Annotated in this window: 33 protein-coding genes; 11 read left to right on the top strand and 22 right to left on the bottom strand. The window is 44.3% G+C overall.

Going from position 1 to position 26,894, the window contains the following annotated elements:
• Nucleotides 1-9: 9 nt before the first annotated feature.
• The 9 genes from BIT28_RS24120 to BIT28_RS24150 form a co-directional block, all read right to left on the bottom strand.
• Entirely contained in the window at nucleotides 10-498 is a 489-nt protein-coding gene (locus tag BIT28_RS24120; protein ID WP_075767494.1) for a hypothetical protein, read from the bottom strand.
• Entirely contained in the window at nucleotides 491-655 is a 165-nt protein-coding gene (locus BIT28_RS29725; protein ID WP_175577602.1) for a hypothetical protein, read from the bottom strand. The genes BIT28_RS24120 and BIT28_RS29725 overlap by 8 nt, the downstream gene beginning before the upstream one ends.
• Before the next feature lie 16 nt (nucleotides 656-671).
• Complete coding sequence (locus BIT28_RS24125) at nucleotides 672-2,702, bottom strand: hypothetical protein (protein ID WP_075767495.1); 2,031 nt, start codon at nucleotides 2,700-2,702, stop codon at nucleotides 672-674.
• Between the two features lie 15 nt (nucleotides 2,703-2,717).
• A complete protein-coding gene (locus BIT28_RS29730) occupies nucleotides 2,718-2,864 on the bottom strand; it encodes a hypothetical protein (protein ID WP_175577598.1) in 147 nt (48 codons plus the stop codon).
• Nucleotides 2,865-2,939: 75 nt separating this feature from the next.
• The gene (locus BIT28_RS24130) at nucleotides 2,940-3,176 is read right to left on the bottom strand and encodes a hypothetical protein (RefSeq protein WP_075767496.1); all 237 of its coding nucleotides are present in this window, start codon (nucleotides 3,174-3,176) and stop codon (nucleotides 2,940-2,942) included.
• Nucleotides 3,173-3,376 carry a hypothetical protein gene (locus BIT28_RS24135; RefSeq protein WP_075767497.1) on the bottom strand — a complete coding sequence of 68 codons (204 nt, stop codon included), beginning with the start codon at nucleotides 3,374-3,376 and terminating at the stop codon, nucleotides 3,173-3,175. Before BIT28_RS24135 ends, BIT28_RS24130 begins: the two co-directional genes overlap by 4 nt.
• Nucleotides 3,373-3,579 (bottom strand): hypothetical protein, encoded by a 207-nt coding sequence (locus BIT28_RS24140; RefSeq protein ID WP_075767498.1) that lies wholly within the window; start codon nucleotides 3,577-3,579, stop codon nucleotides 3,373-3,375. Before BIT28_RS24140 ends, BIT28_RS24135 begins: the two co-directional genes overlap by 4 nt.
• Nucleotides 3,576-3,806, bottom strand: a complete 231-nt coding sequence (locus BIT28_RS24145) for a DUF3850 domain-containing protein (RefSeq protein ID WP_075767499.1) — start codon at nucleotides 3,804-3,806, stop codon at nucleotides 3,576-3,578. The genes BIT28_RS24140 and BIT28_RS24145 overlap by 4 nt, the downstream gene beginning before the upstream one ends.
• On the bottom strand, nucleotides 3,803-4,051 hold the full coding sequence (locus tag BIT28_RS24150) for a hypothetical protein (RefSeq protein ID WP_075767500.1): 249 nt from the start codon (nucleotides 4,049-4,051) through the stop codon (nucleotides 3,803-3,805). Before BIT28_RS24150 ends, BIT28_RS24145 begins: the two co-directional genes overlap by 4 nt.
• A 146-nt stretch (nucleotides 4,052-4,197) precedes the next feature.
• Here BIT28_RS24150 and BIT28_RS24155 point away from each other — a divergent pair, with 146 nt between their 5' ends.
• The gene (locus tag BIT28_RS24155) at nucleotides 4,198-4,461 is read left to right on the top strand and encodes a helix-turn-helix domain-containing protein (RefSeq protein WP_075767501.1); all 264 of its coding nucleotides are present in this window, start codon (nucleotides 4,198-4,200) and stop codon (nucleotides 4,459-4,461) included.
• A 154-nt stretch (nucleotides 4,462-4,615) separates the two neighbouring features.
• Nucleotides 4,616-5,935 carry an ISNCY family transposase gene (locus tag BIT28_RS24160; RefSeq protein WP_075767502.1) on the top strand — a complete coding sequence of 440 codons (1,320 nt, stop codon included), beginning with the start codon at nucleotides 4,616-4,618 and terminating at the stop codon, nucleotides 5,933-5,935.
• A gap of 294 nt (nucleotides 5,936-6,229) precedes the next feature.
• Here the strand turns inward: BIT28_RS24160 and BIT28_RS24165 are convergent, their stop codons facing one another.
• The 5 genes from BIT28_RS24165 to BIT28_RS24185 all read right to left on the bottom strand — a co-directional run bounded on the left by BIT28_RS24165 (nucleotide 6,230) and on the right by BIT28_RS24185 (nucleotide 12,668).
• Nucleotides 6,230-6,763: a HEPN domain-containing protein gene (locus BIT28_RS24165; protein ID WP_075767503.1), complete on the bottom strand. Its 534-nt coding sequence runs from the start codon at nucleotides 6,761-6,763 to the stop codon at nucleotides 6,230-6,232.
• Nucleotides 6,764-6,782: 19 nt separating this feature from the next.
• Nucleotides 6,783-8,324 (bottom strand): VWA domain-containing protein, encoded by a 1,542-nt coding sequence (locus BIT28_RS24170; RefSeq protein WP_217696666.1) that lies wholly within the window; start codon nucleotides 8,322-8,324, stop codon nucleotides 6,783-6,785.
• Entirely contained in the window at nucleotides 8,317-9,837 is a 1,521-nt protein-coding gene (locus BIT28_RS24175; protein ID WP_217696667.1) for an AAA family ATPase, read from the bottom strand. The genes BIT28_RS24170 and BIT28_RS24175 overlap by 8 nt, the downstream gene beginning before the upstream one ends.
• A gap of 323 nt (nucleotides 9,838-10,160) precedes the next feature.
• A complete protein-coding gene (locus tag BIT28_RS24180; protein ID WP_075767505.1) occupies nucleotides 10,161-10,817 on the bottom strand; it encodes an amino acid adenylation in 657 nt (218 codons plus the stop codon).
• Nucleotides 10,818-11,183: 366 nt separating this feature from the next.
• Complete coding sequence (locus BIT28_RS24185; RefSeq protein WP_075767506.1) at nucleotides 11,184-12,668, bottom strand: sigma-54 interaction domain-containing protein; 1,485 nt, start codon at nucleotides 12,666-12,668, stop codon at nucleotides 11,184-11,186.
• A gap of 787 nt (nucleotides 12,669-13,455) precedes the next feature.
• Between BIT28_RS24185 and BIT28_RS24195 the strand changes: the two genes are divergently transcribed.
• The 3 genes from BIT28_RS24195 to BIT28_RS24205 all read left to right on the top strand — a co-directional run bounded on the left by BIT28_RS24195 (nucleotide 13,456) and on the right by BIT28_RS24205 (nucleotide 14,574).
• Nucleotides 13,456-13,665, top strand: a complete 210-nt coding sequence (locus BIT28_RS24195) for a hypothetical protein (protein WP_075767508.1) — start codon at nucleotides 13,456-13,458, stop codon at nucleotides 13,663-13,665.
• A gap of 133 nt (nucleotides 13,666-13,798) precedes the next feature.
• Nucleotides 13,799-14,071 (top strand): type II toxin-antitoxin system TacA family antitoxin, encoded by a 273-nt coding sequence (locus tag BIT28_RS24200; RefSeq protein ID WP_075767509.1) that lies wholly within the window; start codon nucleotides 13,799-13,801, stop codon nucleotides 14,069-14,071.
• A complete protein-coding gene (locus BIT28_RS24205) occupies nucleotides 14,068-14,574 on the top strand; it encodes a GNAT family N-acetyltransferase (RefSeq protein ID WP_175577608.1) in 507 nt (168 codons plus the stop codon). The genes BIT28_RS24200 and BIT28_RS24205 overlap by 4 nt, the downstream gene beginning before the upstream one ends.
• On the opposite strand, the gene BIT28_RS24210 is transcribed toward BIT28_RS24205, so the two are convergent.
• Nucleotides 14,524-15,117, bottom strand: a complete 594-nt coding sequence (locus BIT28_RS24210; protein WP_075767511.1) for a GNAT family N-acetyltransferase — start codon at nucleotides 15,115-15,117, stop codon at nucleotides 14,524-14,526. The two genes, BIT28_RS24205 and BIT28_RS24210, sit on opposite strands and share 51 nt — an antisense overlap.
• A gap of 746 nt (nucleotides 15,118-15,863) precedes the next feature.
• Here BIT28_RS24210 and rpoS point away from each other — a divergent pair.
• Nucleotides 15,864-16,739 (top strand): RNA polymerase sigma factor RpoS, encoded by an 876-nt coding sequence (gene rpoS / locus BIT28_RS24215; protein WP_075767512.1) that lies wholly within the window; start codon nucleotides 15,864-15,866, stop codon nucleotides 16,737-16,739.
• 489 nt (nucleotides 16,740-17,228) lie between these two features.
• The gene (locus tag BIT28_RS24225) at nucleotides 17,229-17,768 is read left to right on the top strand and encodes a YceB family lipoprotein (RefSeq protein WP_075767635.1); all 540 of its coding nucleotides are present in this window, start codon (nucleotides 17,229-17,231) and stop codon (nucleotides 17,766-17,768) included.
• Between the two features lie 78 nt (nucleotides 17,769-17,846).
• Here the strand turns inward: BIT28_RS24225 and BIT28_RS24230 are convergent, their stop codons facing one another.
• On the bottom strand, nucleotides 17,847-18,146 hold the full coding sequence (locus BIT28_RS24230; RefSeq protein WP_075767514.1) for a hypothetical protein: 300 nt from the start codon (nucleotides 18,144-18,146) through the stop codon (nucleotides 17,847-17,849).
• 231 nt (nucleotides 18,147-18,377) lie between these two features.
• Complete coding sequence (chrA, locus tag BIT28_RS24235) at nucleotides 18,378-19,526, bottom strand: chromate efflux transporter (protein WP_075767515.1); 1,149 nt, start codon at nucleotides 19,524-19,526, stop codon at nucleotides 18,378-18,380.
• Between the two features lie 491 nt (nucleotides 19,527-20,017).
• Here chrA and BIT28_RS24240 point away from each other — a divergent pair, with 491 nt between their 5' ends.
• Together BIT28_RS24240 and BIT28_RS24245 are read left to right on the top strand one after the other, a co-directional pair.
• The gene (locus BIT28_RS24240) at nucleotides 20,018-20,947 is read left to right on the top strand and encodes a LysR family transcriptional regulator (protein WP_075767516.1); all 930 of its coding nucleotides are present in this window, start codon (nucleotides 20,018-20,020) and stop codon (nucleotides 20,945-20,947) included.
• 88 nt (nucleotides 20,948-21,035) lie between these two features.
• Entirely contained in the window at nucleotides 21,036-21,584 is a 549-nt protein-coding gene (locus BIT28_RS24245; RefSeq protein WP_083652117.1) for an OmpA family protein, read from the top strand.
• A 38-nt stretch (nucleotides 21,585-21,622) separates the two neighbouring features.
• Here the strand turns inward: BIT28_RS24245 and BIT28_RS24250 are convergent, their stop codons facing one another.
• Nucleotides 21,623-22,732, bottom strand: coding sequence for a 1-acyl-sn-glycerol-3-phosphate acyltransferase (locus tag BIT28_RS24250; RefSeq protein ID WP_075767518.1), 1,110 nt, complete (start codon nucleotides 22,730-22,732; stop codon nucleotides 21,623-21,625).
• A 273-nt stretch (nucleotides 22,733-23,005) separates the two neighbouring features.
• Here BIT28_RS24250 and BIT28_RS24255 point away from each other — a divergent pair, with 273 nt between their 5' ends.
• Nucleotides 23,006-23,692, top strand: coding sequence for an AraC family ligand binding domain-containing protein (locus BIT28_RS24255; RefSeq protein ID WP_075767519.1), 687 nt, complete (start codon nucleotides 23,006-23,008; stop codon nucleotides 23,690-23,692).
• A gap of 100 nt (nucleotides 23,693-23,792) precedes the next feature.
• Here the strand turns inward: BIT28_RS24255 and BIT28_RS24260 are convergent, their stop codons facing one another.
• A complete protein-coding gene (locus BIT28_RS24260; RefSeq protein ID WP_139310516.1) occupies nucleotides 23,793-24,251 on the bottom strand; it encodes a hypothetical protein in 459 nt (152 codons plus the stop codon).
• A 130-nt stretch (nucleotides 24,252-24,381) separates the two neighbouring features.
• Nucleotides 24,382-24,927 carry a nicotinate-nicotinamide nucleotide adenylyltransferase gene (locus BIT28_RS24265; RefSeq protein ID WP_075767521.1) on the bottom strand — a complete coding sequence of 182 codons (546 nt, stop codon included), beginning with the start codon at nucleotides 24,925-24,927 and terminating at the stop codon, nucleotides 24,382-24,384.
• A gap of 183 nt (nucleotides 24,928-25,110) precedes the next feature.
• Between BIT28_RS24265 and nadE the strand changes: the two genes are divergently transcribed.
• Nucleotides 25,111-25,947 carry an ammonia-dependent NAD(+) synthetase gene (nadE, locus tag BIT28_RS24270; protein ID WP_075767522.1) on the top strand — a complete coding sequence of 279 codons (837 nt, stop codon included), beginning with the start codon at nucleotides 25,111-25,113 and terminating at the stop codon, nucleotides 25,945-25,947.
• Nucleotides 25,948-26,030: 83 nt separating this feature from the next.
• Here nadE and BIT28_RS24275 read toward each other — a convergent pair whose 3' ends face one another.
• Both BIT28_RS24275 and BIT28_RS24280 read right to left on the bottom strand, forming a co-directional pair.
• On the bottom strand, nucleotides 26,031-26,546 hold the full coding sequence (locus BIT28_RS24275) for an HD domain-containing protein (protein WP_075767523.1): 516 nt from the start codon (nucleotides 26,544-26,546) through the stop codon (nucleotides 26,031-26,033).
• 170 nt (nucleotides 26,547-26,716) lie between these two features.
• Nucleotides 26,717-26,890: a YoaH family protein gene (locus tag BIT28_RS24280; protein WP_075767524.1), complete on the bottom strand. Its 174-nt coding sequence runs from the start codon at nucleotides 26,888-26,890 to the stop codon at nucleotides 26,717-26,719.
• Nucleotides 26,891-26,894 lie beyond the last annotated feature (4 nt).

The following is a 26,894-nucleotide window of genomic DNA, read 5'->3' on the forward strand; positions in this document are numbered from 1 at the left end:
GTTTTTTGCTCAAAATCGTGTAATGACGCCGCCGAAAATAGCCCCCAGAACGATGCCGCGAAAGATTGCCCAGAACGGCTTCGCATCGGTTTGGGTTGGCTTTGGCGGTTGGGTTGCTGTTCGGCTTGTAGCGCTAGCTGTCGGAGGTGCCTTTGCTTCAGAATTGCGGCTTTCGCTACCTGTTTCTGACAGTGTTTTCGATGCTTTTTCAGTGACGCTGTCGGATTCGTCTTGCTGCCCATTGTTCTGTGGCTCCGGTTTGGTTTGCTCGCTGGCTAACAGTTCGTCCATGGTGGTGAAATAGCGCGACCAGCTGTCCTGGAGGCGCTTGCCCGTCCGCTGGTCGGTGCCGCAAATATCGCACGTCGAATAGAGGAATTTTTCCCGCTTGCCCTTGGCTTGATGAATGGTCATCACATCGCCGCAGCGGCAACGCATGCCGCCCAATGTCGGGTTGGTACTTTTGCGAACGGGCCAGCCGTTCTTGTCCTTAGCCATGTTTCCCCCTTTGCTCCAGTTCCGTCAGTTTTTCGTTCACGCCATTCATCCAGACCAGTATCAGCCGCAGCGGTGCCAGCACCTTTTTGACGAACATATTGCCTTTGGCCTTGTCGAGTTCCTGTTGCAACTCGGATGTGATTTGGTTCAGTTCCATGTTGTTTTGCTTCCTTCTAAGCTGCTAGTTGCAAAGTTTCGTACTGTTCGCGCAATACCATTGAGCGAGACAGTTCAATATCGGGGTCACCCTCTGTCGGAGGTATCAGCGGGTCGGTCAGAACGCTGTGCCAGTAGGCCCGCTTTTCTCGGAATCGGTGGTAGCTGTGCTGGTATCTGTCCCAAGCGGCTAGCTTGGCTTCCCTGAGCACTTCGAGATAGTCGGTGTCATCAGTTCGCGGTGACATCGACCACCCCCGAGCGCCAGCGGCCCAGAGCAAAAAGTCATAGGCTTTATTCCCGGCCTGTTCGCCATCGAAGGCGATGCAAAACAGGTTCTTGGTGCTGGCATGGACACACCGCGCCTTCATCTGGTCACGGGTCGCCCTTGCTTGGTTTTCAAGGCGGATAATGCGCCCTTTCAGCTTGTTGATTTCTTGCTGTGGTTTTTTTGCCTTTTTGGCGATGGCCCTTGCCTTGACGGTTTGGTTTAGTTGCTTCTCAATCCGGTGCAAGGTGCGGCTGAGCGGCTTTTTCCACTGCTCCAGTTTGTAGCCGCACTCCTTGATAATCGCGGCCATGTTGTCGGCTTCGAAGCTGGCGATGCATTCCCATGCCGGGGCGCGGCTGCAACGGGCAATGTTGTAACGGTTACCCTTAATTAAGCCTTGGTCGGCGTTGTCGCCCTTTGCGGCATAGCCGACGGCCTTGATGATGTAGGTTCCGGCGGCTTTTGATTCCCTGATACGCTCAAGATGAGCAAAGCCGTTGCCCCAAATCCCCTCGATACGGTTTGCCCAAGCTGAAAACAACTGCTGTGGCACCGACCAATTCAGTAATACATGCACGTGCGGGTTAGGCTCGCCGTCATCGTTGGCCGGGCATTCGGCCACCCAGATATAATGGAAGTTGGCAGGCTCTTTGGTTGGCCCGAATTCTCCCGCCTTGCGGTATCCGGCAATCTGGGTTTCCACTTTCGGCAACGGGCAGAATTTAGCGCCGCTTTCGGCGTCCACCTCAACCGTGTGGTCAGCCACCCAGCCGCGGTGATACATTTTTTTCACCCCGTCCATAAAGCGGGAAACCTCTTTGCCGATGGTGCTTTCGGCGGTTTTGGTCAGCGTGTAAAGCTCTTTCGGGCGGTTGCACAGCGGCGTGTAATCCCCGGCAATTTCCCTGTTTCCGTTCAATACTTTGACCGTGCCGTCATCCAGAATATTGACGGTTGCTGCCGGGTCGTCAGCGCTGAAATCGATATCGCAGTAAGGCCCGGCAATATTGGTTACCGGGTCGGCCATGTTCTTTTGGATATCGATAGGGGTTTCGGTGGCGGTGGCATTCATGCCGCCGAAAATCTTGCAGCGCTGCTCCTGTGAAAATGTCAGCGTCAGAAAGGTGGTAAAGCCGCCATGGCAGGCAGAGACATAGGCCGCAGACTCGAAAATGTTTTTCACTGCACGCTTGGTCAGTTTTTCGGTAAAACGCTCACCGCAGACAGCATCCGGGGCGGCACTTGCTGGCGTCTGGGTGTAATACTGGACTTTGTACTGTCCTGACCATTCGCGATTCATCAGCCGGACCGATGCCGGGCTGACTTCCGGTGCATTGGATGTTGCCTCGTCGGCAAACGGTAAAATCTTTGCGCCGCCCTCACGCTCTGTAATCGCGTACAGGGCTTCATGGTTGTAAACGGACTCGATACTATCAAGGACGCACGAACCCCGCTGTAACTTACGCTCCTGTAGCAGAATCTTGTCTAATTGGGCCTGTTGCGGGTGTGTCGGACTTTTGCGCCCTTGGACAAGCCTATTGTTTTCGTCACTGCGTGCCGCCGCTTCGCGGATGTGTTCGGCGTCAAATTCCGGCAGGGATTCTTCATGCTTGACCTGTTCGGAGGCAAAGAAACTATTTAGCGCCTTGATATTGCCGATATGGTTCTGGCGCTGGAAATCGGAACCTAAAAAACCGCGACTGAGCGCGGCTTCGGTTTTGTCGTGCGGCTGGACAGCGCCAGCCACATACAGCAAGTCGTTAGTTGCTAGCGTCATCAGTGACGGCCCTCTCTAGTGATACGTAACGACCTGTTTTAGTGTCGCGGACAGTGTTGATAGATAGGTTGCGGTTTGCGCAGCAAGTGGTACCCAGAGGGTGATTTTCTTCTCACCCTTGTCGATTCGGCGTTGTTCGTATTGGGCATTTCGTGAGGCCATTACATCGCCCCCGCAAAAATATCTACAACCATCCACCCCGCAACGCACCCAGCAGTGAAAAGCACAAAAAGGGTCTTAATCATGTGACCTCCGCACAAAGCGCATCACATTCAACAAACAGCAACGAGCATCAGCTGCATCATTCAGAAACCGGATAGCTTGACGGCGCTCGCCCATTACACGAAATCCTTTTGATAACGCAATACTGTCTCGTATTTCGTTCTTGAGTGACTGGATAATCGGAGAAGAAACCGCCGCCCCCGAAGGGGCTTTGGTCACTTGCTTTGGGATTCTTTGCGTTGAGGTGCTCATACTTCTACCTCCAACGTAACGTTTAAAAGCTCTGGATTTTTACCTTTAGCCTCCAGTTGCTTCGTTATTTTTTCAGCAGCAGATGAATTAAAGAACAGCTTTCCGCCTCCGAGGCTCCAAGCTGTTAGCACACGCTCGGCTTTGCCAAAGGCATAGAAAAATCTGTTATCTATCCGGATAACTTGGGCCTGAGCTTTCATAGCGTGCCCCCTTTCGTCACCATAGCGCGTCGGTTTGCTTCCCTTACGATTTCAATGCGTTGTTTTAAAGGAAGCGGATAAAACCCACAGGCACACCGCGCTACAATATCTCGCTCGATTTCCTCATCAGTGAGGGAGTTGCGCGCCTTATTAGGTAATAGAGCTTTATACTCTTCAATTTCTTCATCAAGAATGCTTTTCATAACACGCCCCCATGAATCCAATCGAAGGAGAACACGACATAACCTTCCTGCTGTGCAAAGTCAGTAATGTATTTGATGCGAATGATTAGGTAACGCTCGCCATCGTATAAATGCACACGGTCACCAACTTGAAAATCACGGTCGTTTTTGCGGATTTCGAAAGTCTTATCGCCGTCAAGAATGGCTTTCAGGTAGTCAGGTTTGATTTTTAAGTGATGCCGTTTCATAGCACACCCCCTTTCGCCATCAGGGCCATCTGTGCGCGGCGTGCCTGTACCTGATAAGTACGACTGAAACGGAAGTCTTTCCCGCCTGCTGTACTACAGCCAGTGGTCAAACCGAACTTTTCGCGAAGTGAATGAACTATCTTTGCCGACCTCTTGGTTAGCTCGGCGTTGAAATTGGCCGTGCCCGGCATATCCGGACAGGGTCGATGTATCGGGCTGGTGACAGTATCTTGTTGATTTTCCATAATCTTATTTCCCAATAAGCAAGTGTATGTATATGCGCTTGTATTATTAGCAAGGAAAATCTTACTGGCAAGATGGCCCTTACTATGTAATTGGGCATAATGATCGCCTATTATTTAACAATCAGGGACTTAGGAACGGCCTACTTATGACTTACACAATTGAATTGCTAGAGAAGGTAAAAGCCAAGTATGACTTGGGCTCTGACTATCAACTGGCTAAGAAATTAGGAGTAAGTAGTGCTAGAGTTAGTAACTGGATGAAACGTAAAAACGCAATGGACTGGGAAGTTGCGTTCCAAGTAGCTGATTTACTTGGAATTGATGATCAAAAGGTAGTCTACGGGCTGCTCAAAGATAAATATGAAAACCCACGCATAATCAACGCCTTACAACAAGGCGCCCCTGCCTAATTTAGCTTAACCATACGGTACATAATGCGCACTCGGATTATAAGATCTAGTTAGAGGTGCCAGGTTTGAGCCAGATTGAAATGTCATGTTGAACTAGCTTTTAAGCACGCTTTCTTTACCGGTGTTTGGAGCCTGTGGATGCCATTGACCATGACTGACAAATCAAGCTCAAGATACCTGTGACAAATGCATCACCGGTGTCGAAGCTGCCCGTTTGCATAAGCTGAGCCCTTGCCAAGTTTATCGTATGGTCAAACGCTTCGCTGAGTTCGGCGCTGCCGGTTTGGTTTCTTTAAGGCGTGGCCAGCCCGGCAATCATCGCTACGATGATAAATTGAAATTACAGGCATTGGCATTGCTCCATCAACATTACTCGGACTTTGGCCCGACATTGGCTCATGAAAAACTCTCGGAGCTCCATGGCATGTCAGTATCTTTGGAAACACTGCGCCAATGGATGATCGCCAACGGTCTCTGGGTTCCCCATGCCAAACGTAAACCACGTGTCTATCAGCCTCGCCACCGGCGTGATTGTCTTGGCGAGCTGATCCAGATTGACGGCTCCCACCATGACTGGTTTGAAGGCCGCAGCGCCAAATGCTGCCTGCTGGTTTACATCGATGATGCCACCGGTCGTTTGATGAACCTCCGTTTCAGCGAAACGGAATCGGCCTTTGATTACATGGTGGCTACCCGTGAGTACATCGCACAACACGGCAAACCGACAGCGCTCTACAGTGACCGCCATGCAGTATTTCATGTCAGCAAGCGAGATGCCCAGTCTGACCGTCTGACCCAGTTTGGACGCGTGCTCAATGATCTGAATATCGAGCTCATCTGCGCCAACAGTTCGCAAGCCAAGGGTGCGAACAAAACGTTACAGGATCGCTTAGTCAAGGAGATGCGCCTGCAAGGCATAAATACCATCGAGCAAGCCAATGCCTGGCTCCCCGACTTTATCGCGGATTTCAATCGCCGCTTTGCCAAACCGCCGCGGTATCCCAAGGACATGTATCGGCCTGTGCGGGAATCTGCTGAGGAGCTTGATGATATCTTTGCCTGGCAGGAGCTGCGCAAGCTCTCGAAATCCCTGACGTTTCAGTATGACAAGGTCGTCTATCTCATTGAGCCTACCGAAGAAAACCAGCGTCTGGTCCATCAGGTCGTCAAGGTGCTCGACCGGCCTGACGGCACCATTGCCATCCAGTATGGCCGCCGGAAGTTAGAGTTCAAAATCTTCGACAAGCTGGCCGATGTCGACCAGGGACAAGTCGTCGACAACAAGCACCTCGGTGCGGTACTGAAGTTTGCCCAGGCCAAGCAGGAGGAGTTCGAGCAGCAACAGAAACGCGGGCGCAGCAAGAAAGCGCCCAAACGGACCGCCCAGCAGCGGGCTATCCGGCAACTTGAACAGCTAAACCCGGTATTGATTCATCCCGGACAATTTAAAGCCGGCAGCCGGAAGAAACCCTGACTTCCCTGCTCTGCCGCCACTCATTGGCCAGGCTGAACGACCTTGGAAAGAGACATTGTAACCTGGGAAGACAGGCAGACATTTTAATACGAGATAAACACCACCCAAACGGGTTGTACTTTTTAACATGGTTTGGGTCAGCCCGGTATCATTTCAAATTGAAATTGACTGAAACTCAGTCTCACACAAATTTAGAAACTCAAACTTTACTAGGCCTAACACGAACTGTCGTTTAATCCGTTTTTTGAAAATAGTCGTTCTAAATTTACGTGAGACTTCTCAATGGTTGCAGGTTCAGTGATTCAATGCTGCATCAGTTGCTTCTACTAAGCTTTTAAAATACTTAATACATTTCTCCGCTTCGGGCTTACTGATCAAATGTGAGATTTGCTTATCAGCGACTGATCGATGCACAGCATCTCCACGCTTCTTTATCCACTCATTGAGTTTAGTTCGAGTCCTATCTGGGTCCTCATAGCCAGGCCATGACCAAGACTCTGTCACATCAATACCAAGGAAACGTTCAAAGATATCTTTTGTTTTCTTACTGTTCGGTGTGTGGAAGAACTTTAGCTCTTTTTCTAGCGAGTTGTTTATGAAGTTACCTATCTGGCAGCCTTGAAGTACCTTGGTTTGCAATGCAACTTCCTCGCTAATCTTGTCTTCAACATAAGTTTCCCATGCTGTTAAAGACATTATCAGCGCAGCGCGTTTAAGTTCTTCTGGGTCACGTCCCAAATCTGGGATACTCTTCATATGTTCATAGGCTTCTAAAATCCTTTCAGCGTCTTGAATAGACACATCGAACACATTCTTTGCTTGGCACATAACAATCCTTTAAATTTTACTAACGTTTTAAATCTACCCATTCCGAAAAGTAATGCATCGGGTCACAAATTTTGCTCATTGATGTGTAGTGAGAGCTGCCTATTTGAATGCCGTGGACTTGTAGTCCCTGCTTTTCTCTTCGATTGCCAATTTTTCTACTTAATCCCGAAGAAACTGGAAATTCACCATCGCTAACTAACAAAATATCTGCTTTGTACCACTCTTCTGAGTCACACTTTTCCAGTGCTTTGTTGAGCGGCCCCTCAGCGTCAGTGCCTCCTCCAAAAGACATCGTCAGGAAATTAAGCAACTCATTAAACCCTGAAGTATCTAACGTCAGGTCAAGTTCGCTAATTTCCTTCTTACTACCAAATAGATATACATAACAACGCCGTTTTTCTTTGTAGGCTACTTTCATGCATTCCAAAACGGTCGCTTTGGCAATGTTTTCTGGTAATCCTTTCATAGAGCCTGATGTATCTAAACAAATAACCATAGGGCCTCGATTCTTATTGTTTCGATGGCCTTGTTTGTTACTTAGAGACTCTTGCTCTCTTACTTCTTCTATTTCCAGTACTTCAGTTCCTTCCACAGAGTATGAAAGTAAAGCATGTTCAGCTCTTTTGGCGTGCCATAGCTTTTTAAGCACCGGATTAGTTAAAAGCGAGGCTTCTTGGGGCAACATTCGGGAGATCGAATCTGAACGTGTTATACCTTTGGTTTCCATTGGGATAAGAGGTGTTGCTACATACTTCTCATGTCTAGAAGCTACGCTCATTTTTATTACGATCTCTTCAAGCACAGAGCCCTCTGTTTGCTCATCACGCCCTAAGTCTCGAATCAAGCTTTGTAACTTCGGGAGCTTTTTGACAAGCTTATTTAGTCGTGTGATATCGAGCCAACCATGGCTTTGAAAAACGCCTTTTGATAAATCAAAACCCAATCCCGTGATCAACCCAAGCTCAGTGAATACTTCTTCTAGTTGAGACCATACAGCCAACCTCTCTTGCCATACATCAGGCAAGAGAGCCGTGGTATCAGAGAGCAATTCTTGCCAAGCTTCTTCCGAAGCAGTTACGGCAATTCTTGTTCGCTGTGCATTAGTGAGAGAAAGAGGTTTGGTTTGTTTGCGCTTGTTCTTTCTCTTCTCCAAAGCTTGTTTAATTTGGTTTAACGCTTCATCTTCCAACTGTTGTATCAGGTCAGCTACCAATGGAACTGCTCGTAACTGAAGCTTATCTATCGCTACAAGTATGTCCGATAATAGAGCATCTGTGACTTCTTCATTTTCGAAGCAATACCGTTTTAACCCTGTTTCCTCCACCACTTTGCAAATAGCACTTTGCAATGGTTGAGGAGCCAAAGGGTATAGACTCGTCGGGCTTTCTCCTGATAAAAGCTCGTTTCTAGAGTTGGTCAAAGATTTACAGCGCTCCGGCAACGCTCCATGAGAGCTCGTGATAACTGCCGGCAGAAACTTCTCCGGCACTTTATCAAGACAAGTGAATTGGCTATCCAAATTTAGCAACGGAGACTTAACCATGTATGACTCGCTAATCACACAACTCTCCTTCAATTGCTTCACTATCTTCTTCCAGCTCTAACGCTAAGTCGAGCTCTGACTCCTGCGGAAGGTTTTTGAACCCAGACTCCAGAGATGTAACCCTTTTTAGAAGTTTATCGACTTCTTTTTGAGAAGTGTGCAGAGCATCTGTAACCTCAGAGAGCATACTTTTATCTAGCCACAGATGCTTCTCAAAGTATCCAGTGACATCTGAGAGCCCTTTATTTACCTGACTATAAAACTCCTCGATACTATTTCTTATACCCTGAATTTCTAAGACTCGTCCTTCAACATGGGCTTTCGAAAATGACCTACGTAAAGAAACTGGTTTATTTTTGAACTCTTCCATGATTGGTTTGTTCTTGTTCGAATAGGAACCCTTATATGTTGTCTCTTCACTGTACCGATCATCCCAATAAAGCAATTCTCCATATTCATCTTTCTTCTGGTACTTACTAACTTCTTCTATGGTTTCTTCCCCATCTCGGTCGACATATAAAAGACGACCTTGAGCATTTCGCTTATGATTCTGTTGTTCCTCTTTAAGTTTACCTTCCCATGCTTTGAGAACTTGTAATAGGCGTGATGGAGGCATTTTCCCATTGACTGTTACCAAACGCTTGTATAATTCTTCAAGACCTTCAAACTGCTCTGGCTGCTCCCATAAGCAATGAGGAAGAATCCAAGTGTCGTAGATACTGGTTTCGTTAAAGCCTGAAGTGAAGGCTGACACTTTCATTAACTTCACCAGTTTTCGCCATCGACGATCTGATACGTAAATATCTTGTGCTACCAAGTAATTGCGAAACTCTTTGCAAGCCTCTCTCGTTGCAGCAGTTAACTCAACTTTCTCAGCTAGGCGCTGTACCTCATTTAGATCTTCAACCTTCAAACGGACATTGAGTTCTGGGTCAAAGCCCTCTAATGCTCCACAAAGTAACTCATCAAACGATTCCGTTGACACAGGTGAAACATAAGAACGCAGAATAAATCTATCGTACAGAGCGCTGAGCTCTTCACCCTCAGGTAGCTCGTTACTTGCGGCAACAACCGATATTAAGGGAACATCGACTCTTCGATTTCCATTGTCAAACTGGCGTTCATTCAGCAAAGTTAAAAGACTGTTTAAGATCGCACTGTTAGCTTTGAATATCTCATCGATGAAAGCCACCGATGTTTCAGGGAGGTAGCCGCTCGTCAATCTGTTGTAGCGGTCTTCTTCTAATGCTCTGATTGATAGTGGCCCAAACAATTCTTCTGGTACCGAAAAACGAGTAACTAAACGCTCGAAGTAGTTCGCCTCAACAAATACGTTTTTCAAACGTTTTGCTAATTCACTTTTAGCAGTTCCGGGAGGACCTACAAGTAACACATGCTCACCAGAAAGAGCTGCTAACATCATTAATCTAACTTGGTGCTCTCTTTCCAATAACCCACCGCTCATTTGAGCCATTAGTGTCTGGAGCTTGTCTTTTCTGCTCATTGTTGTAACACATACTGTCGTTGTCACAAAAAATTCCTTCTTTCAATTTATCGCCAACAAGAAAAACAATGCACACTTATACACCTAAATGCACATTTGTGAATCTATAGCCCTGATTCTCTTGCTGTTCTGTGATCGATAATTTATGCAATCATGCACTAACAATGTAAACACCAAGTGCATAAGTCCATAACTATCAATATCAATTTGCTATCAACTTACATGCCAAAATATATATCATTGTTTTTATTGAAGTAAATACAAGGATAAGTAAGATATGCCGTAAAAATATATACCAATGGTAATTTTTATTACGATATAATGTTGGCATGGAAATAGAGATAAGCTGATTAGCGCCTAAATGGAACAACATTACTCATGTCGTTACTTGCTGGGTTAGGTTGGGTAATTTGTTGAACATACGCGAGCAAGCGTTCGATTGGGATAAATCGCTGCTTCTTGCTGCCGACTTTCACGCTTTTGGTTTGAGAATTGATGTAGCTAGATATCTCAAATGCCAATGGCTGGTTTAAGCGGTCGAGGTTTCTATCTTCCAAGGTTTGCGTGACCCATTGGGCAGCATCAGAGATATGGCCGTTAATGCTAAGGTCTGTGTTTTTTATCCAGTACGGCGTGAACTCAATGTCATTGAGCTTTGATAACATAATGGCAATATCGTAACGGCTAACTAAGCCCTGTGTTTCCAATGCCTCAACAAAGGCAAATTGCCACTCTATTTTTAGCCGCTCACTTAATTCATCAAGGGTGAGAAACGCTCTGTTCAGCGGAATAAAATAGATAAAGCGGCTGTAGGCTTCACAGACGATCAGGGTTCTCTCCATCGATTGATGACGATTATCAAGGATGTGAACCTGCCAACTCATAGTGTTGGAACTTGAGTGCAGTTTATTCACGCCCGCTTGCTTACCCAGTTCAGCAGGCAAACGTGGTAAATCCGCTTTGAGCCATTTGTTGAGTGCGTTACTGGCGCTAATTTGGAGTTGCATAGAAATAACCCACTAACCTTAGATCAAATAAAGAGGCATCCGAAGATACTTCTGAAATTTAGAATTGAAGCATTGACACTGTCAATAAATATACTAAACGCTAACACTATGATTTAATTGAGTCTTTGTGAAGTATCACATTTTTTATCGTAATGATAATTACAAAGGGTCAGTATATTACCAATGAGTTAAGGCTTGTAAAAAAAACCGCCAGACAAAAGATGGCGGTTTGAGATGCTTCTGCAAATGCAGCCAATTCTGGCCAATCTTTTCTTAGATGTTCAAAGTTCACTGACGTTTTCACTCTTATTGTAATTCTTTCCTCAATGAGCAATGGGTATGCCAACCCTGTTCTAGCCGCCTTCTTTATTCTTCAATCCCTAGTTTTGTCATCCATCCGCTTAACGTCTGATGACTCTTAAGTCCTAATGCTTCCGCTGCTTTGGATTTATTTCTACGACTATACCCCAAAGCTGAATTAACCGCATCTTTCTTAATGTTATCAATATATTGTTGAATATCTCCTGGAACAGAAAATGAGTTTGTTCTTGGTTGGCTAGTACCAGCGCTTAATATCGAAGATTGAAGATCTTGTGCCAAAACGGTGTTCGCTTCAGACCATAAAACAGCCCTGTTCAATGTATTCCAAAGCTCCCTTATATTGCCAGGCCATGAGTAAGACTGTGCAAATTGTATTGCATCTTTGGAAATTTTCTTACTGTCAAACTGCGGATGCTTTTCCGCTTGTTGATTGATGTCACTCATTAGTGTGTCGATGAGTTCTGGAATGTCTTCAGCTCTAGATCTAAGTGGTGGCATTTCGATAACACCTACCGCAAGCCGGTAAAATAGATCTTCACGAAATGTCCCTTCTGATGTCATTTGAAATAGGTCTTGATGCGTTGCCGCGATAATGCGCACGTCAATCACCTTAGATTTTACATCACCTACTCTCGTGATCTCTTTTTGTTGTAGCGCTCTCAGTAGCTTAACTTGAACGCCAAGTGGAAGCTCACCAACTTCATCAAGAAACAAAGTGCCGCCATTCGCCTGCTCAAATAGTCCTGAGTGATCTTTATCTGCTCCGGTAAACGCCCCTCTAACGTGACCAAAAAGAATTGAGTCAACCAAGTTTTCTGGCAATGCACCGCAGTTCACAGCTCTAAATGTTTTATCAGAACGGGGGCTAGCATTGTGAATTGCTGTGGCCATCACTTCTTTACCTGACCCGCTTTCACCAAGTACAAGGGCAGGCAAATCCGATAACGCGAGCCTTTGAGCTTTTTTCACTAAATACCGCATCGTGTCAGACTTTGCAGTAATGGCTTCAAAAGCTGGGCTTAATCTAGGGTTGTCTGAAGTAAGCGACTGTAAGGCACTGGTGGATGCCTTAGTATATTCCGTAGCGAAATCAACAGGGATCTCAACCTCAATTATTTCACCCTTTGGAGAGGTTTGAAGCAGCTGACATTTCGCAATGCTCTTACCAAGCAATACAGAAACAACAGCCATCGCTGGCGTACCGGAAGTTAGGTTAAGGTAAATTTGTTCCGAATCAGAAGAGAGCTTACCAAGGTGCTTCTGCATCACTTTTGTTATTGACGAGTAGTCAATTGGGGATACCAATCTTACACGCAGAATAGTTACTGAGGTCTTGGAACGACCAACACAAGCGAGCTTTCTCTCCAACCGTTCTTTGTAGTCGTACCACTCATCTTCCCATGTACTGGCAAGAATAATGATTCTGTCGAGAGTTTTCCCTTTAAGAGCAATCGTTGCAATTGAAGCAGATTTATCCAGCTTCATTTGATCGAGATCTGTTCTGCCAAGCCAACTGAGCAAGGTTGCCATTTCAACGTCCGTAACTATTTTTACTTTTGGGAAGACAGCTTACATTAATAGTCTCTCAGTTGATATTCAATTAGTCGCTTTGTCTGGATATTGCTATTATAATCAGCAATGCTAAAACTTACTTGTTAAACAAAAGCAATACTTAAATCAGTGGATGAAACGCTGGTTTCATAACAATGTGTGTTTGAACTGCAAAATGCCAACAGTCATTACTCTAAAGGTCGCAACCAGATAGTCACTTTGCATTTTTAAGGTTCCTCCATGTTCTAAGGTTCAATATGATGACTAATACATTTCTTCAGTAGCTTATGGTTTACTCCAAGGATTTCAGATGATTCTTTGACTAGCTGCCTAGCTCTACTCTCTTTTAGGCCGAATTGTTGCCCAATTTCATTGTAATTGTAGCCATCAAGGCGCATTTTCATCATCGCTGTACTACGCGTTCACTTAACCCCAATTTTACCATACACGACTTAATGTCTATTACGTCATACTCACTAAGTTCTGTCGCTTGAGCCATCATGAACTTTTGCCACTTTTCAGCGTATGTGTTCCGAAATCGCAGGTCCATAGCGGCACTACCGAACAGCATCACCCCGGTCTTGGTGCTGGATTCTTCCAGGTTAATCATAACAGTCCTTGTGAAGTGCGATATAACCGCAGGCACCTGGGTCATATGAGAACTGTTTATATACAGTTCTCATATGCTCAACACTTACTCCTACCCATTAATGGTTAAAACCATTTGCATAGTCTATGTTTAAGACTTAGAGAAATAGAGGTGGATATGAATGCAGCTGATTTGAATAAACATGTACAAACTTATCCTGATATGAAGTGTTCGGCTTGTGGTGAAATGTATAACTATGTTTTCTTACAATCAGCAACACTCGCTTTCTGTCCGACTTCCAATATGGTCGAGCTTGATAAAGCTCTCCTTCAGATAAAACAGGAACGACTCCAAGGTAGAGTTGATGTGACTTGTAAGGATCATTAAAGCCCCTTTCGGGTTTTTTTTTGGATGATAAAAGTGCCTTTCAAGTATGTGCCAAACTGACACATGAATTGCTAATCACCTCATAGCGTGCCATACTTGTCATGTGCCATTTTGTCACCTTAGGGAGGTTTCTATGGCGACTGCATTACCCCGTATCACTGCTCGTGTTGACTTTGATACACAGGAATTATTGTCCGAGGCGGCGGCTATTGCCGGTATGTCTAGCATTAACTCGTTTGTGCTAAGTGCTGCGGTCGAAAAAGCAAAGCAGATCATGGAACGCGAACGCGCGCTTAAGCTAAGCCAGCGAGACGCTATGATGCTGATGGATGCGTTAGACGAACCAGCAAAGCCTAATACTCGCTTGCAACAAGCAGCAGCGCGCTACAAGGACAAATCGCAATAATGATGACGGTACAACTGGATAAATCTAAGCATGACCGTCATCGTTTTGATTGTGGTATTGATGCTCTTAACAATTATCTCAAACTCATGGCTTGCCAGCAGGCAAAGAAAGACAACACAAGAACATTTGTGCTGGAAGACGAAAGCTGCACAGAGCACATTATCGGCTACTACACACTAACGATGAGCCCGATAGATCTGGCAACTCTGCCAGCGAGGCTACAAAAAAAGCATCATAATGTCAGTTCAGGCGGCTTAATCGCAAGATTAGCAGTGGATCAGCGGTATAAGAATAAAGGCTACGGCGAATGGTTGCTGATTGATGCCCTGAGAAAGCTGCTCATGGCCAGCGAAACGGTCGCCTTTCCACTTATTATTGTTGATGCTAAAGACGGCGCGGAACTTTTCTATCAAAAGTATGGGTTCACCGCCTTCCAGGATGCTCATTCCAAGCTATTTATCACCATTGCAGATGTGCGGGCGAGTATCGGCCCCTTGGTATGAAAATTCGTTACATTGTAACTCAACCCACTCCTCGCGAAGCACGCCCAATTTAACCGAGTCGTAATATTGCCCCTGAAAGTAGCGTACTTTCCTCAACCTTGCCTCAAGTGTCATGCCGATGGATTGTGCGCAAGCGACCATTCTTGGATTACCAGACCATGTCGTTAACCCAACGCGTGCAATTTCAAGCGTATTGAACAGGTGTGTTATCCAAGGGATTAGAGCTTTTCTACCCACTCCCTTGTTCCAGTAGCGACTATCGTAAATGATGACGCCAACTTCTAGCCACCGTGTTCGCTGGTCTTCCCAGTAGTAAGAAACACTGCCAATCACTTCTCCCTGGAACTCAATCAAAAGCGCGTCGATACCTTCACATAGTCGCTTGAACATACCAGATTCAAATTCTTCGAGTGTCGGTGTTGAATACGGAAAATATGGACCGTTAAACTTTGTCCACTCTTCATCTGTAGTGAGCAATGAATATAAAGGTAGTTTATCTTCACTAGTAGCAACTCTTAGCTTTATTTCATCAATATGAAGCATAGGAGGACCTTCTATTACTGTTGTTCAATCTTGCAAGAGTGACGCTGTAACCAGATTGAAAAATCATACAATTTGAGCCATATATTAGACATAACTATTCTACCAATTAATAAACAGCAAAAAACCTACTAGGAGCATGGAATACGCATTCCAACACAAATAAAAATTGAACTCACAGAAATGAATTTTAATGATTACTCTCTAGAAATAATCATTATTGAAAATCATATAATCGCTAAAGGAAATTTATAAAAACATTCAGGCAAGTGATACCTGTCGCAATATTCTTAAGCTAGCTGATGAATTTAGTTAAAGATAATTTTCTCAGCTATTATTAATAGAAATTAAGCTATTAAATTTTATGTAACTATATATAGCTATCATTGACGGGCATCACAATAAAGTAACCCAGACGCAACAAGTTACAGCGTAACAGGGACTTTCAGGCACATTAATCATGCGTAATATATATCTATATAGCTGTCCTCTCTCACCTCAATTTAACTATAAGCCTTTAATATTGTTGAACTAATATTTCACTCCTTATCAAGACACAGCATTAAATCATTTCTTAAAATGAAATTCATGATCCATTGCCCTACCTCTTCTAAATAACAAATGGTTATACCTATTTGCAATATTTGAGGTGTTATCGAATAGAATATGCAACATGTGTATGTTACTGTGGTTGTGTATAGGAAAATAAGTATAAAAATATTGTTGTACAATTTATTGAGGGAAATGGTATGGATATCAGACCGCAAGATGTACATGGATTTGAAACAGATGTCATACACCTATATCTACAGGATATAGCGCAGAAGCCACTGTTATCTAAACATGATGAAATTCAATATAGCCGTAAGAGCCTTTTAGGCGATGAGTATGCAAAAGCTACGATGATTGAAAGTAATCTTCGTCTTGTTGTGAGTATTGCGAAGAAATACCGTGGTAGCGGCATGTTATTAAGTGATCTAATCGATGAAGGAAATATCGGTTTAATTACTGCCGTTGAAAAATTCGATCCGGAGCGCGGATTCCGATTTTCAACTTATGCGACATGGTGGATTAAACAGACCATTGAACGCTCTATACACAATCAAGCCCGTACGATTCGTCTTCCTGTGCATGTCTCTAAGGAAATAAATACGATTCTACGAACTTATAAGCAGTTAATGAAAAGCTCCAACCAAGAGCCAAGCCATGAAGAGATTGCTGAGAAGCTTGAACGAAGTGTCGATGATGTCTCAAGCGTATTAGCGCTTGATGCTCCTGTTGTATCTATTGACCAGGCAATCACAGAAGACAGCAACTCACAGACAATTTCTGCATTTATTGCCGACAACACATCAACCCAACCCGATACCGTTATCAACAAGCAGGATATACGAAACTTGGCAATATCGATGTTGGACTGTCTCAATGAGCGGGATCGAGAAATCATTTGTCGTCGTTTTGGCCTGCTAGGCCATGAAGTGCAGACATTACAACAGGTAGCAGATGAAGTGGGTTTAACCAGAGAGCGTATTCGACAGCTGCAGGTAAGCTCCTTGAATAAGCTGAAAAATACATTAAAACGTAACAACTATGATCTTGAACTACTCTTCTCTGAAATCGCTTAACGCCCCTATGATGAGTGTTCAGCCTAACTGAACACTCATCATGCTCCCCCCCTCTAACAGTGAGTAATTATGCTGTAGCTTGCTAACTAAAACTGAGCTCAAACTCCAAATCATTACCACTTAAGCAATCATGCAACTGTAATTCCCATATACTGCTGCTAACAATCAATTAACCAGGTACATCGATGATTAGGAAATTAGTCAGTGCGACACTTAGCATAACTCTGCTATCTAGCGCCTCATATGTTGCCGCGAACAGCGAAAAGCATGAAAAATGCTTCAAGACACGTGCCAAGATTGAAAAAATACACAGTAAAATGCGGCAGAAATACACTAATAAACAAGCAGTGAAGTACCGTAAACAACTGGATAAACTGTATAAAGACGAATTTAAATACTGTTTTTAGTGTTTCTCGCGCCTGAAGTGGCAGACAACCAATAGATTGCTGATACTTAAAGAATGTTTGAGTGAAACTTAGAAGGTCAGCAGTGAAGAAACTAGTCGCCTTACTCATTACTTTCGCATTGTCATCCTGTGCAAGTTACAGCGTAACTGAGGCAGAGATTCAAGATTATCTTGATAGTCGTGCTGCTTTTGAGCGGACTGTCGGAATAAAAGGTTTAGCCTACGCCAATGTTAAGTTCAGTGACATAAAAGTTGGTATAGGACGGGTGGCTGATGATCGAGTAAGTCTTGACGCCAAATCTCAGGCAAAACTCATGATATCGGGTCAACGACAACAAGAGGTAGCCATAGATGTCAGCTTTAGTGCTGTGCCGTATTATGACCAGGATGAAGGCGCTATTTTCTTGAATGATCTTGAGGTCGAATCGCTTGAGTTAACACCTGACGAATTAACAAGCTTTGCCAGCAAACAGTTACTGTCCTCAGTTGTTGAAATGGTTGGCCAATTGATTCTGACCCAACCCGTTTATCGACTCGATGAAGAAGATACAAAACAGTCGATGCTAAAAACGGCAAAGCCTGAGCTATTGATAAAGAACCATTCATTGGTAGTACAGATGTAACCAAGGACTCCATCCTAGAGCCCCGAATATATACCTGACTTCATGCCTAGTTTCGTAGTTAACTTCGTATTTAGCTTCTTAGTTGGCGCCGCTCTTGGATTGGTCTAGAAAATTGGTGCCGGCAGCCTCATCAATAATGTGTACTGCCCGCTCAGCTTCGAAGGCTTTCTTCATGGCTTCTGCAGCATAATCTCGTACTGTTTTGCCTTGCGTGCTAATGGTGATAACTATGAATAGCAAAACCATTAAAACCCCAGCTGAGACAGCAATAATCACCTTTCTGACAATACGTTTCTCTGATTGACGAAGTTCTTCTTGAATGAGCTCAAGTACATCATAATTGGTAAGATTTGGTCGAACCTTTCTTTTTATCGTCATTTGTTGTGTTCAAGTGTGTATGTAATACCAAAACACTAGCAGGACTGACTTAACATTAGCTTAATCAACAAAATCTCTCGGTATATTTCACTTGTTAAGCTTACTTTCGTAGTGTTTATATTTATTAGGTGAATGATGTATGGATATTATATTGGGATACAAGCCATAAAGTTATAGTGCGTTAGAGGTAAGAAAAATAGCAGCCAAAAGGCTGCTATTTCGAATCTTGTCTTAAATGATAAATTTGTACCCGGCGAACAAGATGATCAGTAGCCAGACCGGACAGTTTCGATACTTCAATAGAAGGTAACCCACGACGACAGCAAAAACATCAAAAACCGTTCCTATTGATGTCAGCAGCACTGGCTTAACAAATGCACTAGCCAACAAGCCTACAACGCTGGCGTTAACAAGCATAATCGATGACTTCAACCGACTGTGGTTAACTAAAGCACTCCAAGCAGGCAGGAAAGCAAATAGCAATAGACTTCCTGGTAGGAAAACAGCAATGGTTGCAACCAGGCTGCCTAATACTGGACTATCGGCAAATGCAGATGCACCGAGATAACTCGCCATAGTAAACATAGGGCCAGGTACAAGCTGCGCAGAGGCATAGGCACTCAGAAACGTATCCTGGCTGACCATCCCATCAAGCATTGGTTCCAACAGCGGCAGTACTACGTGCCCACCACCAAAAACGAAGCTCCCTGCCTGATAGAAGATATTAAACAAACCAAACAGTTCAAACTGCCCTGCGAGCATCGGCATACCGACAAGCAACAGAGCAAAGAAACCCAGTATAAACACGTTTGGCCTAATAAGCGTATTCTCACTCGAGTCTGACTGAGTGGCTCCGTCTTTAAATGAAAGTAAAAAGCCAAGTGTAGCAGCTAAGAGAATAGGAAAGATCTGCCCTATCAATCCAGTACTGAAATAGACTCCTATCGCCGTCAAACAGGCGACGCTGAAGGTCAACTTACCAGTCAGATTCTTCTTGGCCATTCCCCAAAACGCATCTGCGACCACAACAACAGCCAATAGCTTCGCAGCCAGTATAACAGTGTCGATAATAACGACATCATTGTACTGCTGGTTACCAATAGCCAATAACGTCAGCAGTAAAAAAGATGGAAAGGTAAACCCGATGAACGCCGAAGCAGCACCAAGATATCCCGCCTTCTTATAACCGATATACATACCAAGTTGGCTACTTGCCGGGCCAGGCAAAAACTGACACAAAGCGACTGCGTGAGTGAAGTCCTGATCACTCAGCCATTTTCTATTCTGAACGAACTCCCGCTGGAAATAACCGATATGAGCGGCAGGCCCCCCAAAACTGTATAAGCCCAAAACAAAGAATCGCCATAACACTTTAAACATACAACCTCCTAATGAGGCTTCATCATAGTCAACCACATTAAATTAATAAAATCGTTCAATTTGATGATGTACATCGATTTGATTAATGGTTATGCTCGCTCAATCAAAGATCCTTGAAGATCAGAATAATAAACTGATCGGCAGTGGCTGGTGTAATTTAGTTACAAAATCAGAGTTGGCATTGTTCACACACAAAAACTATGTTGTAAGATACTGAATTATATAAAGTAAATATCCACTAACCTACTATCAGTAAGTGACTACTACTCAGAGCAAACAAACGATTATTCTGTATGGGCTGATTTTATTAATATCTAGAAGATCTTAGGCTTGAGAGCGAGATCTTCTTCTTATTGCAGAGATATCTTGTGGAGAGAGCGTGTGGAGGCAATAAATTTCACTGTGACATTGTCACAGACCATGACCTAGATTATTTACCGGTTTGTAATCAATGGTATACTTTTAATGTTGTCTCTTTATGGTTCTCCCCTATGCTAGAAAATCTTCAACAAATGGTTATCCTCGCTACTGTTGGTCACGAACAAAACTTCACTCGTGCAGCAGAGCGTCTTGGCATCTCGAAATCACAAGTCAGTAAGCAGATTCGCTTTCTTGAAGAACGATTAGGCTGTCAGTTAGTACAACGTAGTACTCGCGCCGTAGCACTAACAGATATAGGTTTGCAGTATTCAGAGTACGGCCAGCAACTGCTGGATACAGTCAGTGAAGCTGAAGCAATGGTTGCTGGTTACCGTAATGAGATTAAAGGCGTGCTTCGCGTCGGTATTGCGCAGTCATTTGGCAATGCCAACATTACATCGGCACTGGCCGAGTTCCAAAAATCCCATCCAGACCTAGAGCTTGAAGTCAGTTTATTTGACCACCGCCCTAACCTGCTTGAAGAAGGCTTTGACTGCTGGGTTGCAATTCATGAACACCCGCCAGAAGGTATGGTGGCACGTAAGCTAGCCGACTGTAAGTTTGTTGTCGTTGCATCGCCAGACTATCTGAAACAAAATGGCACGCCATCATCACCAAGTGAATTGCGTAAGCATAACTGCATTACCTACCAGAGCCGTGAACGAAAATACGTTAACTGGGAATTCACACGCGATGGTGTAAGACAATCAATTCGAGCAAGAGGCACTTATCGTATCGATAACGCGCCGGCAGTTCTCGATGCAGCACTGTCTGGATTGGGCATTGCCTACCTGGCTACCTACTTAATTAATGATGAACTCGAGACTGGTAGACTTGTTGAACTACTACCTGAGTGGAAAGCTGACGTAGAACTGCCGATTTATGCTGTGTACCCACGACGCAAATATCTCGCGCCTAAGGTTCGTTCATTTATAGATTTCATGTCTGAAAGTATGGCAGTTCCGCCTTACCGCACCCCCAACCCCGCTATTAAACGCTAGACAGGCAAATTCCTTCTCAATTCTGTAGTTGTGATTCTAGAGAGATGTTCTAAACCTAAAGTAGTGCTTTACTGCTTTAGGTTGCCTAATGTCGTGCAAGAGAAAACAATGCTATTCATTGATTCCGTACTTACTGAGCGGCTTATTGCTGACTGGTTGCGGAAATGGAAGTGACGCCGTCACTAATAGCCAGGTACAACAATCAACATCTCCATCCTCTGTAGTGCCAAGCGCTAAGATCCTGCTAACTGAACTGCCCGAAATGCGTCAGACTGTGTATTTTGATAAAGACAGCTACGAGCTTGATGCAACCAACCAACGTGATCTTGATGCTATAGCAGTCAGGCTCAGGCAACATCCTGACAGTTTCATTGTCGTGGTTGGACACAGTGATGACAGTGGCAACGAAGAAGAAAACATTGTTCTTTCCTATGAGCGTGCGTTTAGTGTCGCCATCTATATTTCATCTGTTTTTGGGGTTGAAGAGGAAAGAATCCAGATAGTCGCTGCGGGATTTAGTGAAAAGATTGCGAAGGGTTCATCAGAGGCAGACAAAAGAAAAAACCGGCGGGTTGAAGTGTTGTCTCCTAAAGCGATAGTAAGAACCTTGAGTGCTACTCCCGATCCTAAATATTAAACTTGGCAGCAGGTAGTTAATACCTGCTGCCAGACATCTTATTGCTGTTTTTTCAGTGCAGGAAATGCGTACATCTTCTTCAAGATATCGACTACACCTGCTGGCAAATCAGATAGCTTCTCAGAGAATCGTGTTTTCTCTGCATCTGTAACAGACTCATGCGTCTGGTCTGCTGCAATATAGTTCGCCGGAAACAAGTGATAGTTCTCGGTGATCTGTCGATCAACTTCTTCAGCCAGTTCTTCTGGTGTTTCAAACGGTGCCTTGATCACATCGCCAAAGCTAACATGAATGCGGCGCTTTTGACCCACGATACCCTGGATAATACTTTCTATATCCTCGAGCTCGCCTTTCTCGTAGCTACCAGACGTTGCTTTCTCGTAAAGCTCTTTTGCTTTAGCCACATCACACGGATCGTTTTCGTAGGAGATGGCGACCGGAACAATATTCAGCCCCGCGATAAATTCATTGAAAGACTGCTTGCGCTTGCGTCCTTCCATGAAAAACATCTTCAGAATCGCCGGATCCGTTTTATCGTTTCCATCTTTGGCTCGACCCTCTTTCTGAGCAATCCAGATAGAATTGCCAGTTTCAAGAGAGTGAGAAATGTAACTTGAAAGCTGACCAAGTGCCTTCATCATTTCGCGCGGTCCTTTCGCGGAACGCTTTACAATGAAGCTTTTGTTCAGGCGCATTAATTCTGTCGCACAAGGTTTCTTAAGCAGGTTGTCGCCGATAGCGATGCGAACTGTTTTAAAGTTCTGCTTATATAGACACCAGTTAACCATCGCAGGATCCATGGCAATATCGCGATGGTTTGAAATAAACAGGTAAGACTGATTCGGGTCAAGCTTCTCCATACCACTATTTGTGACACCGTCACATGAGTGATCAATGGTAGCGTTCATATATTTGGCGACCTGGAACTGAACGTCTTCTACTGTCTTTACGCTAGACCATTTTTTAATCAGGAAGCGTTTGATCAACGGGATCAATAACCAGCCAAGTACGCCTGATAGTTGGGGAAAACGATAATTTAGGATTGCAGAAATGAATTCCTTATCGTTAACAAGGCGTTCAATTGCCTCACTTACTTCGTCATCGTTATACGGACGGATCTCTTTATATATATCGTTATCAGTTTGCACAGTTATGCTTCATATAAAATAAAAACCGCGACATTTTACGCAGATTTATCAGTTTGCCCAATGACATGACGCAACTACCTGCCTGGTTGGAGGTCATACCACATAAATATGGATAGATTTCAAACACATTACCGTATTTTAAGCGATGGTGTCTGTTGTTAGCGTAGCAATTCTTACTAATAATGCATCAAATCACGGACTAATCCATGCCAATTATTGACGGTTTGCTTAAAACAGAACAATATGTGCGTGCTTTTTTGCTAGAGACTTACTATGAAACAGGCTATAGAATTTTCACACAACATTCAAAACTTCCTACACGTTGGCTCACGTCGCAAAAGTCATACTTCTTATATGATTGTTGTTCAGGAAGGCTCTGCGCTTGTCCGACTAGGTAAGCAAGAATTCTTAATCACGAAAGGTGCCGGCTTCTGGATCCCTTTTGACTGCCTACATGCACTTACCGTTCTACCGGGAACTCAATATGACAAAGTCGAGTTTTCTGCCCGTTTAACAACACCGGTATGTAGAGAAGCTGGCTTTTTCTCTGTCAGTAAGCTTTTAACGGCACTACTTGCCGAATTGCGCCAAGAATTCAAAACGCAGTCAACTGATAGCCTTGACGGCCCAGCTGGCAACCTATTGCGTGTAATAGCTGATCAAGTTGCTAAGTTAAAAGTTAAATCAAACTCACTCTGTCCTGCCTTGCGAAATGACTATAATGTCCAGCTCAATCAGTTGCTAAAAGGTGACAAGGTAACGGATAAACCAGCACTGGCGGCCATTTCGGAAATCATCGGCTTCTCAAGCAGTGAGCTTGAAGCATGTATAGTAATGCGCGAGGCGCTTAAACTATCCCGTTCAGGCCGTAAGCTTGAGCAAATTTCGGATACACTGAAGACACCAAAGGACACGATTGCCGCACTAGCAAAACCGATTCTTGGACTAGAACTCGACTAATCAACAGAATAGGCTGGAACGAAATAGAAAAAGCGACGTGACAACGTCGCTTTTAAAATTGAAACAGTACATTTGATACGGTGACCTATGGTGTATATGGCTACTGAAAAGGGATCTCTACTTGCAGGGAAATATCATCAAGGTTTTCGCCATGCCAACGATAGTCGACCCTGACGCGCGTTGAACGACCGTCTTCCCCACCCACGCCAAAGCTCATTTGTAATCCGTGGTTTTTAATCCACTCTTCGGCGTCTCTCATCGTCTCAATATCGGGATCTTCGTATTTGGCCGGGATCCAGACACCAAGGCCGAAAAATTGTGAATTAGACTTTGATTTGGACGACACTACTGGCGAGCCATTGCTGCCTTTCCAGTCATCCCAGAAATCACTTTCAGTCTTTGACTCCGACTTCCATGCTTGCTGAGTTTGTTGACGCTCGGCAGGAACATAATAATCTGGCGGTGAATCATCAATAACGCTGCAAGACGTCGAAAAGGTTTTTTGCTCTTCGACCGTCATACCAGCTAGCTGACTTGCTGTAAATTGTTCACAAGGCATAGCCCAAGCGTAAGCGCTTATTGAACTGGCTATGAAAGCATAGATATATGATCTTATCTTACAACTGCTCAAAACAAGCCTTCCGATACCATGGTGAAAAAACAAGGTCACCCGATATCGTTATTGCTTGTCATTGATCCTTGGTGCTGGTCTCGTGAAAGCAATAACGCGTTCGGTCATCAAGCATTCTAGCCACTGTTGGAGTCGTTAAGTGTGAGATGGAACGCTTATTGACAATATTATCACGTAAATTTGTGCTTCGTATGCTAACCGTCTCCGGACATGCCAGGATTTGCCATTTTTTGACAATTTCCTGACAATTGTAAAACTTCGCAAAATTAAGAAAGTTATCCGGACCAATCACAAAAGTAAGCTCTGCATCTGGAGTTTGCTGCTGCAACTTGCTGAGTACTGCATAGGTCGTTATAGGCTCGTTACCGACAGCCATCTCTTGCTCCAAACGTGATAGCTCAAGGTTAGGCAGGTTGAGATCACCGATAAAAGCATCAACCAATTCACAACGGGCATCATAGTCGATCATCACTTTTCCCCACGCATGCGCATAGCTTGGCAACAGTAATACGCGGTCGAAACGCTGCAGCCTTTCTAGCACAGATTTATGCCCCAGACTGGGCGGATTAAATGCGCTACCAAACACGGCAATTGATGCTGTCATGACTAGAATGCCCCTTTTTTATACCGATTTATCATTAATTTGGATTTATTGTGAGTTCAGGATTGATCCTGTCTTAGAGTTATCGCATGATTTTGGTAAAGATTTAATGCAAACCTGAATTTTTTTGCATTCGGTTGAGCTAAATGATTAGAAACTGGGCAACGCCCTGAGGATTCATTCACTATGGAACAGCTTATTCGCGCAGAGATGCGTGTCCTGCCAGAAATTGATGTCGATTTCGAAATTCAACGCCGTGTCGGTTTTATTCAGCATAAACTCAAGCAGGCAAACTGCAAGTCTCTGGTTCTTGGGATCAGTGGCGGTATCGATTCCACACTTTGTGGCCGATTGGCTCAGCTTGCAATCAACAGACTGAATGACGAAACCAACACGCAAGATTATCAATTTATTGCAGTTCGTCTACCTTACGGTGAACAACACGACGAAGACGAAGCACAGCTGGCTCTTTCATTTATTCAACCAACCCACTCCATCAGTATAAACATCAAAGACGGTGTTGACGGTACCCATGCCAGAACCCTCGAGGCATTGGAAGGTACGGAGCTTCTGCCTTCATGCCACAACAAAGTCGACTTTGTAAAAGGCAATGTAAAGGCACGTGCCCGTATGATTGCCCAGTATGAAGTGGCTGGCCTTGTCGGAGGTATGGTTCTGGGTACTGATCATTCAGCGGAAAATATTACCGGCTTTTATACCAAGTTTGGTGATGGTGCTTGCGATCTTGCCCCTCTATTTGGCTTGAACAAACGTCAGGTACGTCAACTTGCTGCTGCACTGGGTGCTCCTGAACTTCTTGTGAAGAAAGTACCGACAGCTGATCTGGAAGAGCTTGCGCCGCAGAAACCCGATGAGCATGCACTACTGGTAACTTACGATCAAATTGATGACTTCCTGGAAGGAAAGCCGGTTGAGACTGAAGTTGCAGAACGTTTGGTTGAAATCTACCAGGCTACGCAACATAAGCGTCAGCCAATTCCTACCATTTACGACGAAGAATAATTAAACGTCTATAAGCGAATAAACATAAAAGGGGCCTTGGCCCCTTTTTATGTTGTGCTATTGTCGCGCTATATAATTCCTTGTTACGATGCTTCCGAATACTTGAGTAAGTTATCCAATTCCCACCAGATAGCCTCGCATAGGCCTTTTCGATAAACCGCTTGCTTAAAATCCGGGTGTTCTTGTTGGTATAAATGAAAGTATTTCTCGGTACTTTTTGAGCTTGCTCTGACATTTGCAAGGCGGTCACATGCTTTAACAATTAAAGCAATCCTGGCCGCCTCTTCGTCGACATCCAGAGCACCTAAGCGAAAATTTATATCTGCTTTTCTAGCCGCTCTGTCTTCAAGCTTACCGTCACTCATATAACCAACAGCATCAGCGACCAGGTAGCCAAAATCAGCCGCCAGTTCATCAATACTCGTTGGAGTATCTTCAATAACATCATGTAACTGGGCGACTATCATCGCATCTGTACCAAATGGACTAGCTAACCGTGAAACCGCATCGAGATGGATATAATAAGGAACAGCACCGTACATTTGATCTTTATGTTTAGCGCGAGCAAGTGTACGAGCTTTCAGGTAACGGTTGTTCATCCTGCCCCCTGTGCAAAAGTCCTTATAAAAGCTAACTTAATTATTCTATTTCAGCATCAGTCTGTTTGCTAAGGGTAGATATAGCTCTTGAGATTTATCGCACAGTTTGATGAAAAAATAGGCACCCAAAGGTGCCTATTTTCATAAATGAATTAACTTAAAGCGATAAGCTATGAGTCTGTTTCACTCTGTGCCGCTTTCTTTTTCGCGTCAGCTTCACGAATTTCATTGGCAACAATCATAATTGCCTCTCCACTGCTGATACCCTGAGCCATCAGTTCATGTATCTTTTCTGCAGCCTTTTGCTGTTGTTCGTGAGTCAATGTCGGCACGTTGTTAAACATAGCG

Origin of the sequence: Photobacterium proteolyticum (genome assembly GCF_001939735.1) — a bacterium.
Taxonomy (GTDB): Bacteria; Pseudomonadota; Gammaproteobacteria; order Enterobacterales; family Vibrionaceae; genus Photobacterium; species Photobacterium proteolyticum.

What these genes read in the sequence shown, in the direction of transcription:
- BIT28_RS24180 (WP_075767505.1), bottom strand. Translation starts at nt 10,817, where the DNA reads ATGCAACTCCAAATTAGCGCCAGTAACGCACTCAACAAATGGCTCAAA.
- rpoS (WP_075767512.1), top strand. Translation starts at nt 15,864, where the DNA reads ATGGATATCAGACCGCAAGATGTACATGGATTTGAAACAGATGTCATA.
- BIT28_RS24240 (WP_075767516.1), top strand. Translation starts at nt 20,018, where the DNA reads ATGCTAGAAAATCTTCAACAAATGGTTATCCTCGCTACTGTTGGTCAC.
- BIT28_RS24210 (WP_075767511.1), bottom strand. Translation starts at nt 15,117, where the DNA reads ATGCTTCATATTGATGAAATAAAGCTAAGAGTTGCTACTAGTGAAGAT.
- BIT28_RS24145 (WP_075767499.1), bottom strand. Translation starts at nt 3,806, where the DNA reads ATGAAACGGCATCACTTAAAAATCAAACCTGACTACCTGAAAGCCATT.
- BIT28_RS24230 (WP_075767514.1), bottom strand. Translation starts at nt 18,146, where the DNA reads ATGACGATAAAAAGAAAGGTTCGACCAAATCTTACCAATTATGATGTA.
- BIT28_RS24200 (WP_075767509.1), top strand. Translation starts at nt 13,799, where the DNA reads ATGGCGACTGCATTACCCCGTATCACTGCTCGTGTTGACTTTGATACA.
- BIT28_RS24125 (WP_075767495.1), bottom strand. Translation starts at nt 2,702, where the DNA reads ATGACGCTAGCAACTAACGACTTGCTGTATGTGGCTGGCGCTGTCCAG.
- BIT28_RS24195 (WP_075767508.1), top strand. Translation starts at nt 13,456, where the DNA reads ATGAATGCAGCTGATTTGAATAAACATGTACAAACTTATCCTGATATG.
- BIT28_RS24185 (WP_075767506.1), bottom strand. Translation starts at nt 12,668, where the DNA reads ATGGCAACCTTGCTCAGTTGGCTTGGCAGAACAGATCTCGATCAAATG.
- BIT28_RS24140 (WP_075767498.1), bottom strand. Translation starts at nt 3,579, where the DNA reads ATGAAAAGCATTCTTGATGAAGAAATTGAAGAGTATAAAGCTCTATTA.
- BIT28_RS24255 (WP_075767519.1), top strand. Translation starts at nt 23,006, where the DNA reads ATGAAACAGGCTATAGAATTTTCACACAACATTCAAAACTTCCTACAC.
- BIT28_RS24130 (WP_075767496.1), bottom strand. Translation starts at nt 3,176, where the DNA reads ATGAGCACCTCAACGCAAAGAATCCCAAAGCAAGTGACCAAAGCCCCT.
- BIT28_RS24275 (WP_075767523.1), bottom strand. Translation starts at nt 26,546, where the DNA reads ATGAACAACCGTTACCTGAAAGCTCGTACACTTGCTCGCGCTAAACAT.
- BIT28_RS24165 (WP_075767503.1), bottom strand. Translation starts at nt 6,763, where the DNA reads ATGTGCCAAGCAAAGAATGTGTTCGATGTGTCTATTCAAGACGCTGAA.
- BIT28_RS24245 (WP_083652117.1), top strand. Translation starts at nt 21,036, where the DNA reads ATGTCGTGCAAGAGAAAACAATGCTATTCATTGATTCCGTACTTACTG.
- chrA (WP_075767515.1), bottom strand. Translation starts at nt 19,526, where the DNA reads ATGTTTAAAGTGTTATGGCGATTCTTTGTTTTGGGCTTATACAGTTTT.
- BIT28_RS24280 (WP_075767524.1), bottom strand. Translation starts at nt 26,890, where the DNA reads ATGTTTAACAACGTGCCGACATTGACTCACGAACAACAGCAAAAGGCT.
- BIT28_RS24260 (WP_139310516.1), bottom strand. Translation starts at nt 24,251, where the DNA reads ATGCCTTGTGAACAATTTACAGCAAGTCAGCTAGCTGGTATGACGGTC.
- BIT28_RS24135 (WP_075767497.1), bottom strand. Translation starts at nt 3,376, where the DNA reads ATGAAAGCTCAGGCCCAAGTTATCCGGATAGATAACAGATTTTTCTAT.
- BIT28_RS24150 (WP_075767500.1), bottom strand. Translation starts at nt 4,051, where the DNA reads ATGGAAAATCAACAAGATACTGTCACCAGCCCGATACATCGACCCTGT.
- BIT28_RS29725 (WP_175577602.1), bottom strand. Translation starts at nt 655, where the DNA reads ATGGAACTGAACCAAATCACATCCGAGTTGCAACAGGAACTCGACAAG.
- BIT28_RS24155 (WP_075767501.1), top strand. Translation starts at nt 4,198, where the DNA reads ATGACTTACACAATTGAATTGCTAGAGAAGGTAAAAGCCAAGTATGAC.
- BIT28_RS24120 (WP_075767494.1), bottom strand. Translation starts at nt 498, where the DNA reads ATGGCTAAGGACAAGAACGGCTGGCCCGTTCGCAAAAGTACCAACCCG.
- nadE (WP_075767522.1), top strand. Translation starts at nt 25,111, where the DNA reads ATGGAACAGCTTATTCGCGCAGAGATGCGTGTCCTGCCAGAAATTGAT.
- BIT28_RS24265 (WP_075767521.1), bottom strand. Translation starts at nt 24,927, where the DNA reads ATGACAGCATCAATTGCCGTGTTTGGTAGCGCATTTAATCCGCCCAGT.
- BIT28_RS29730 (WP_175577598.1), bottom strand. Translation starts at nt 2,864, where the DNA reads ATGGCCTCACGAAATGCCCAATACGAACAACGCCGAATCGACAAGGGT.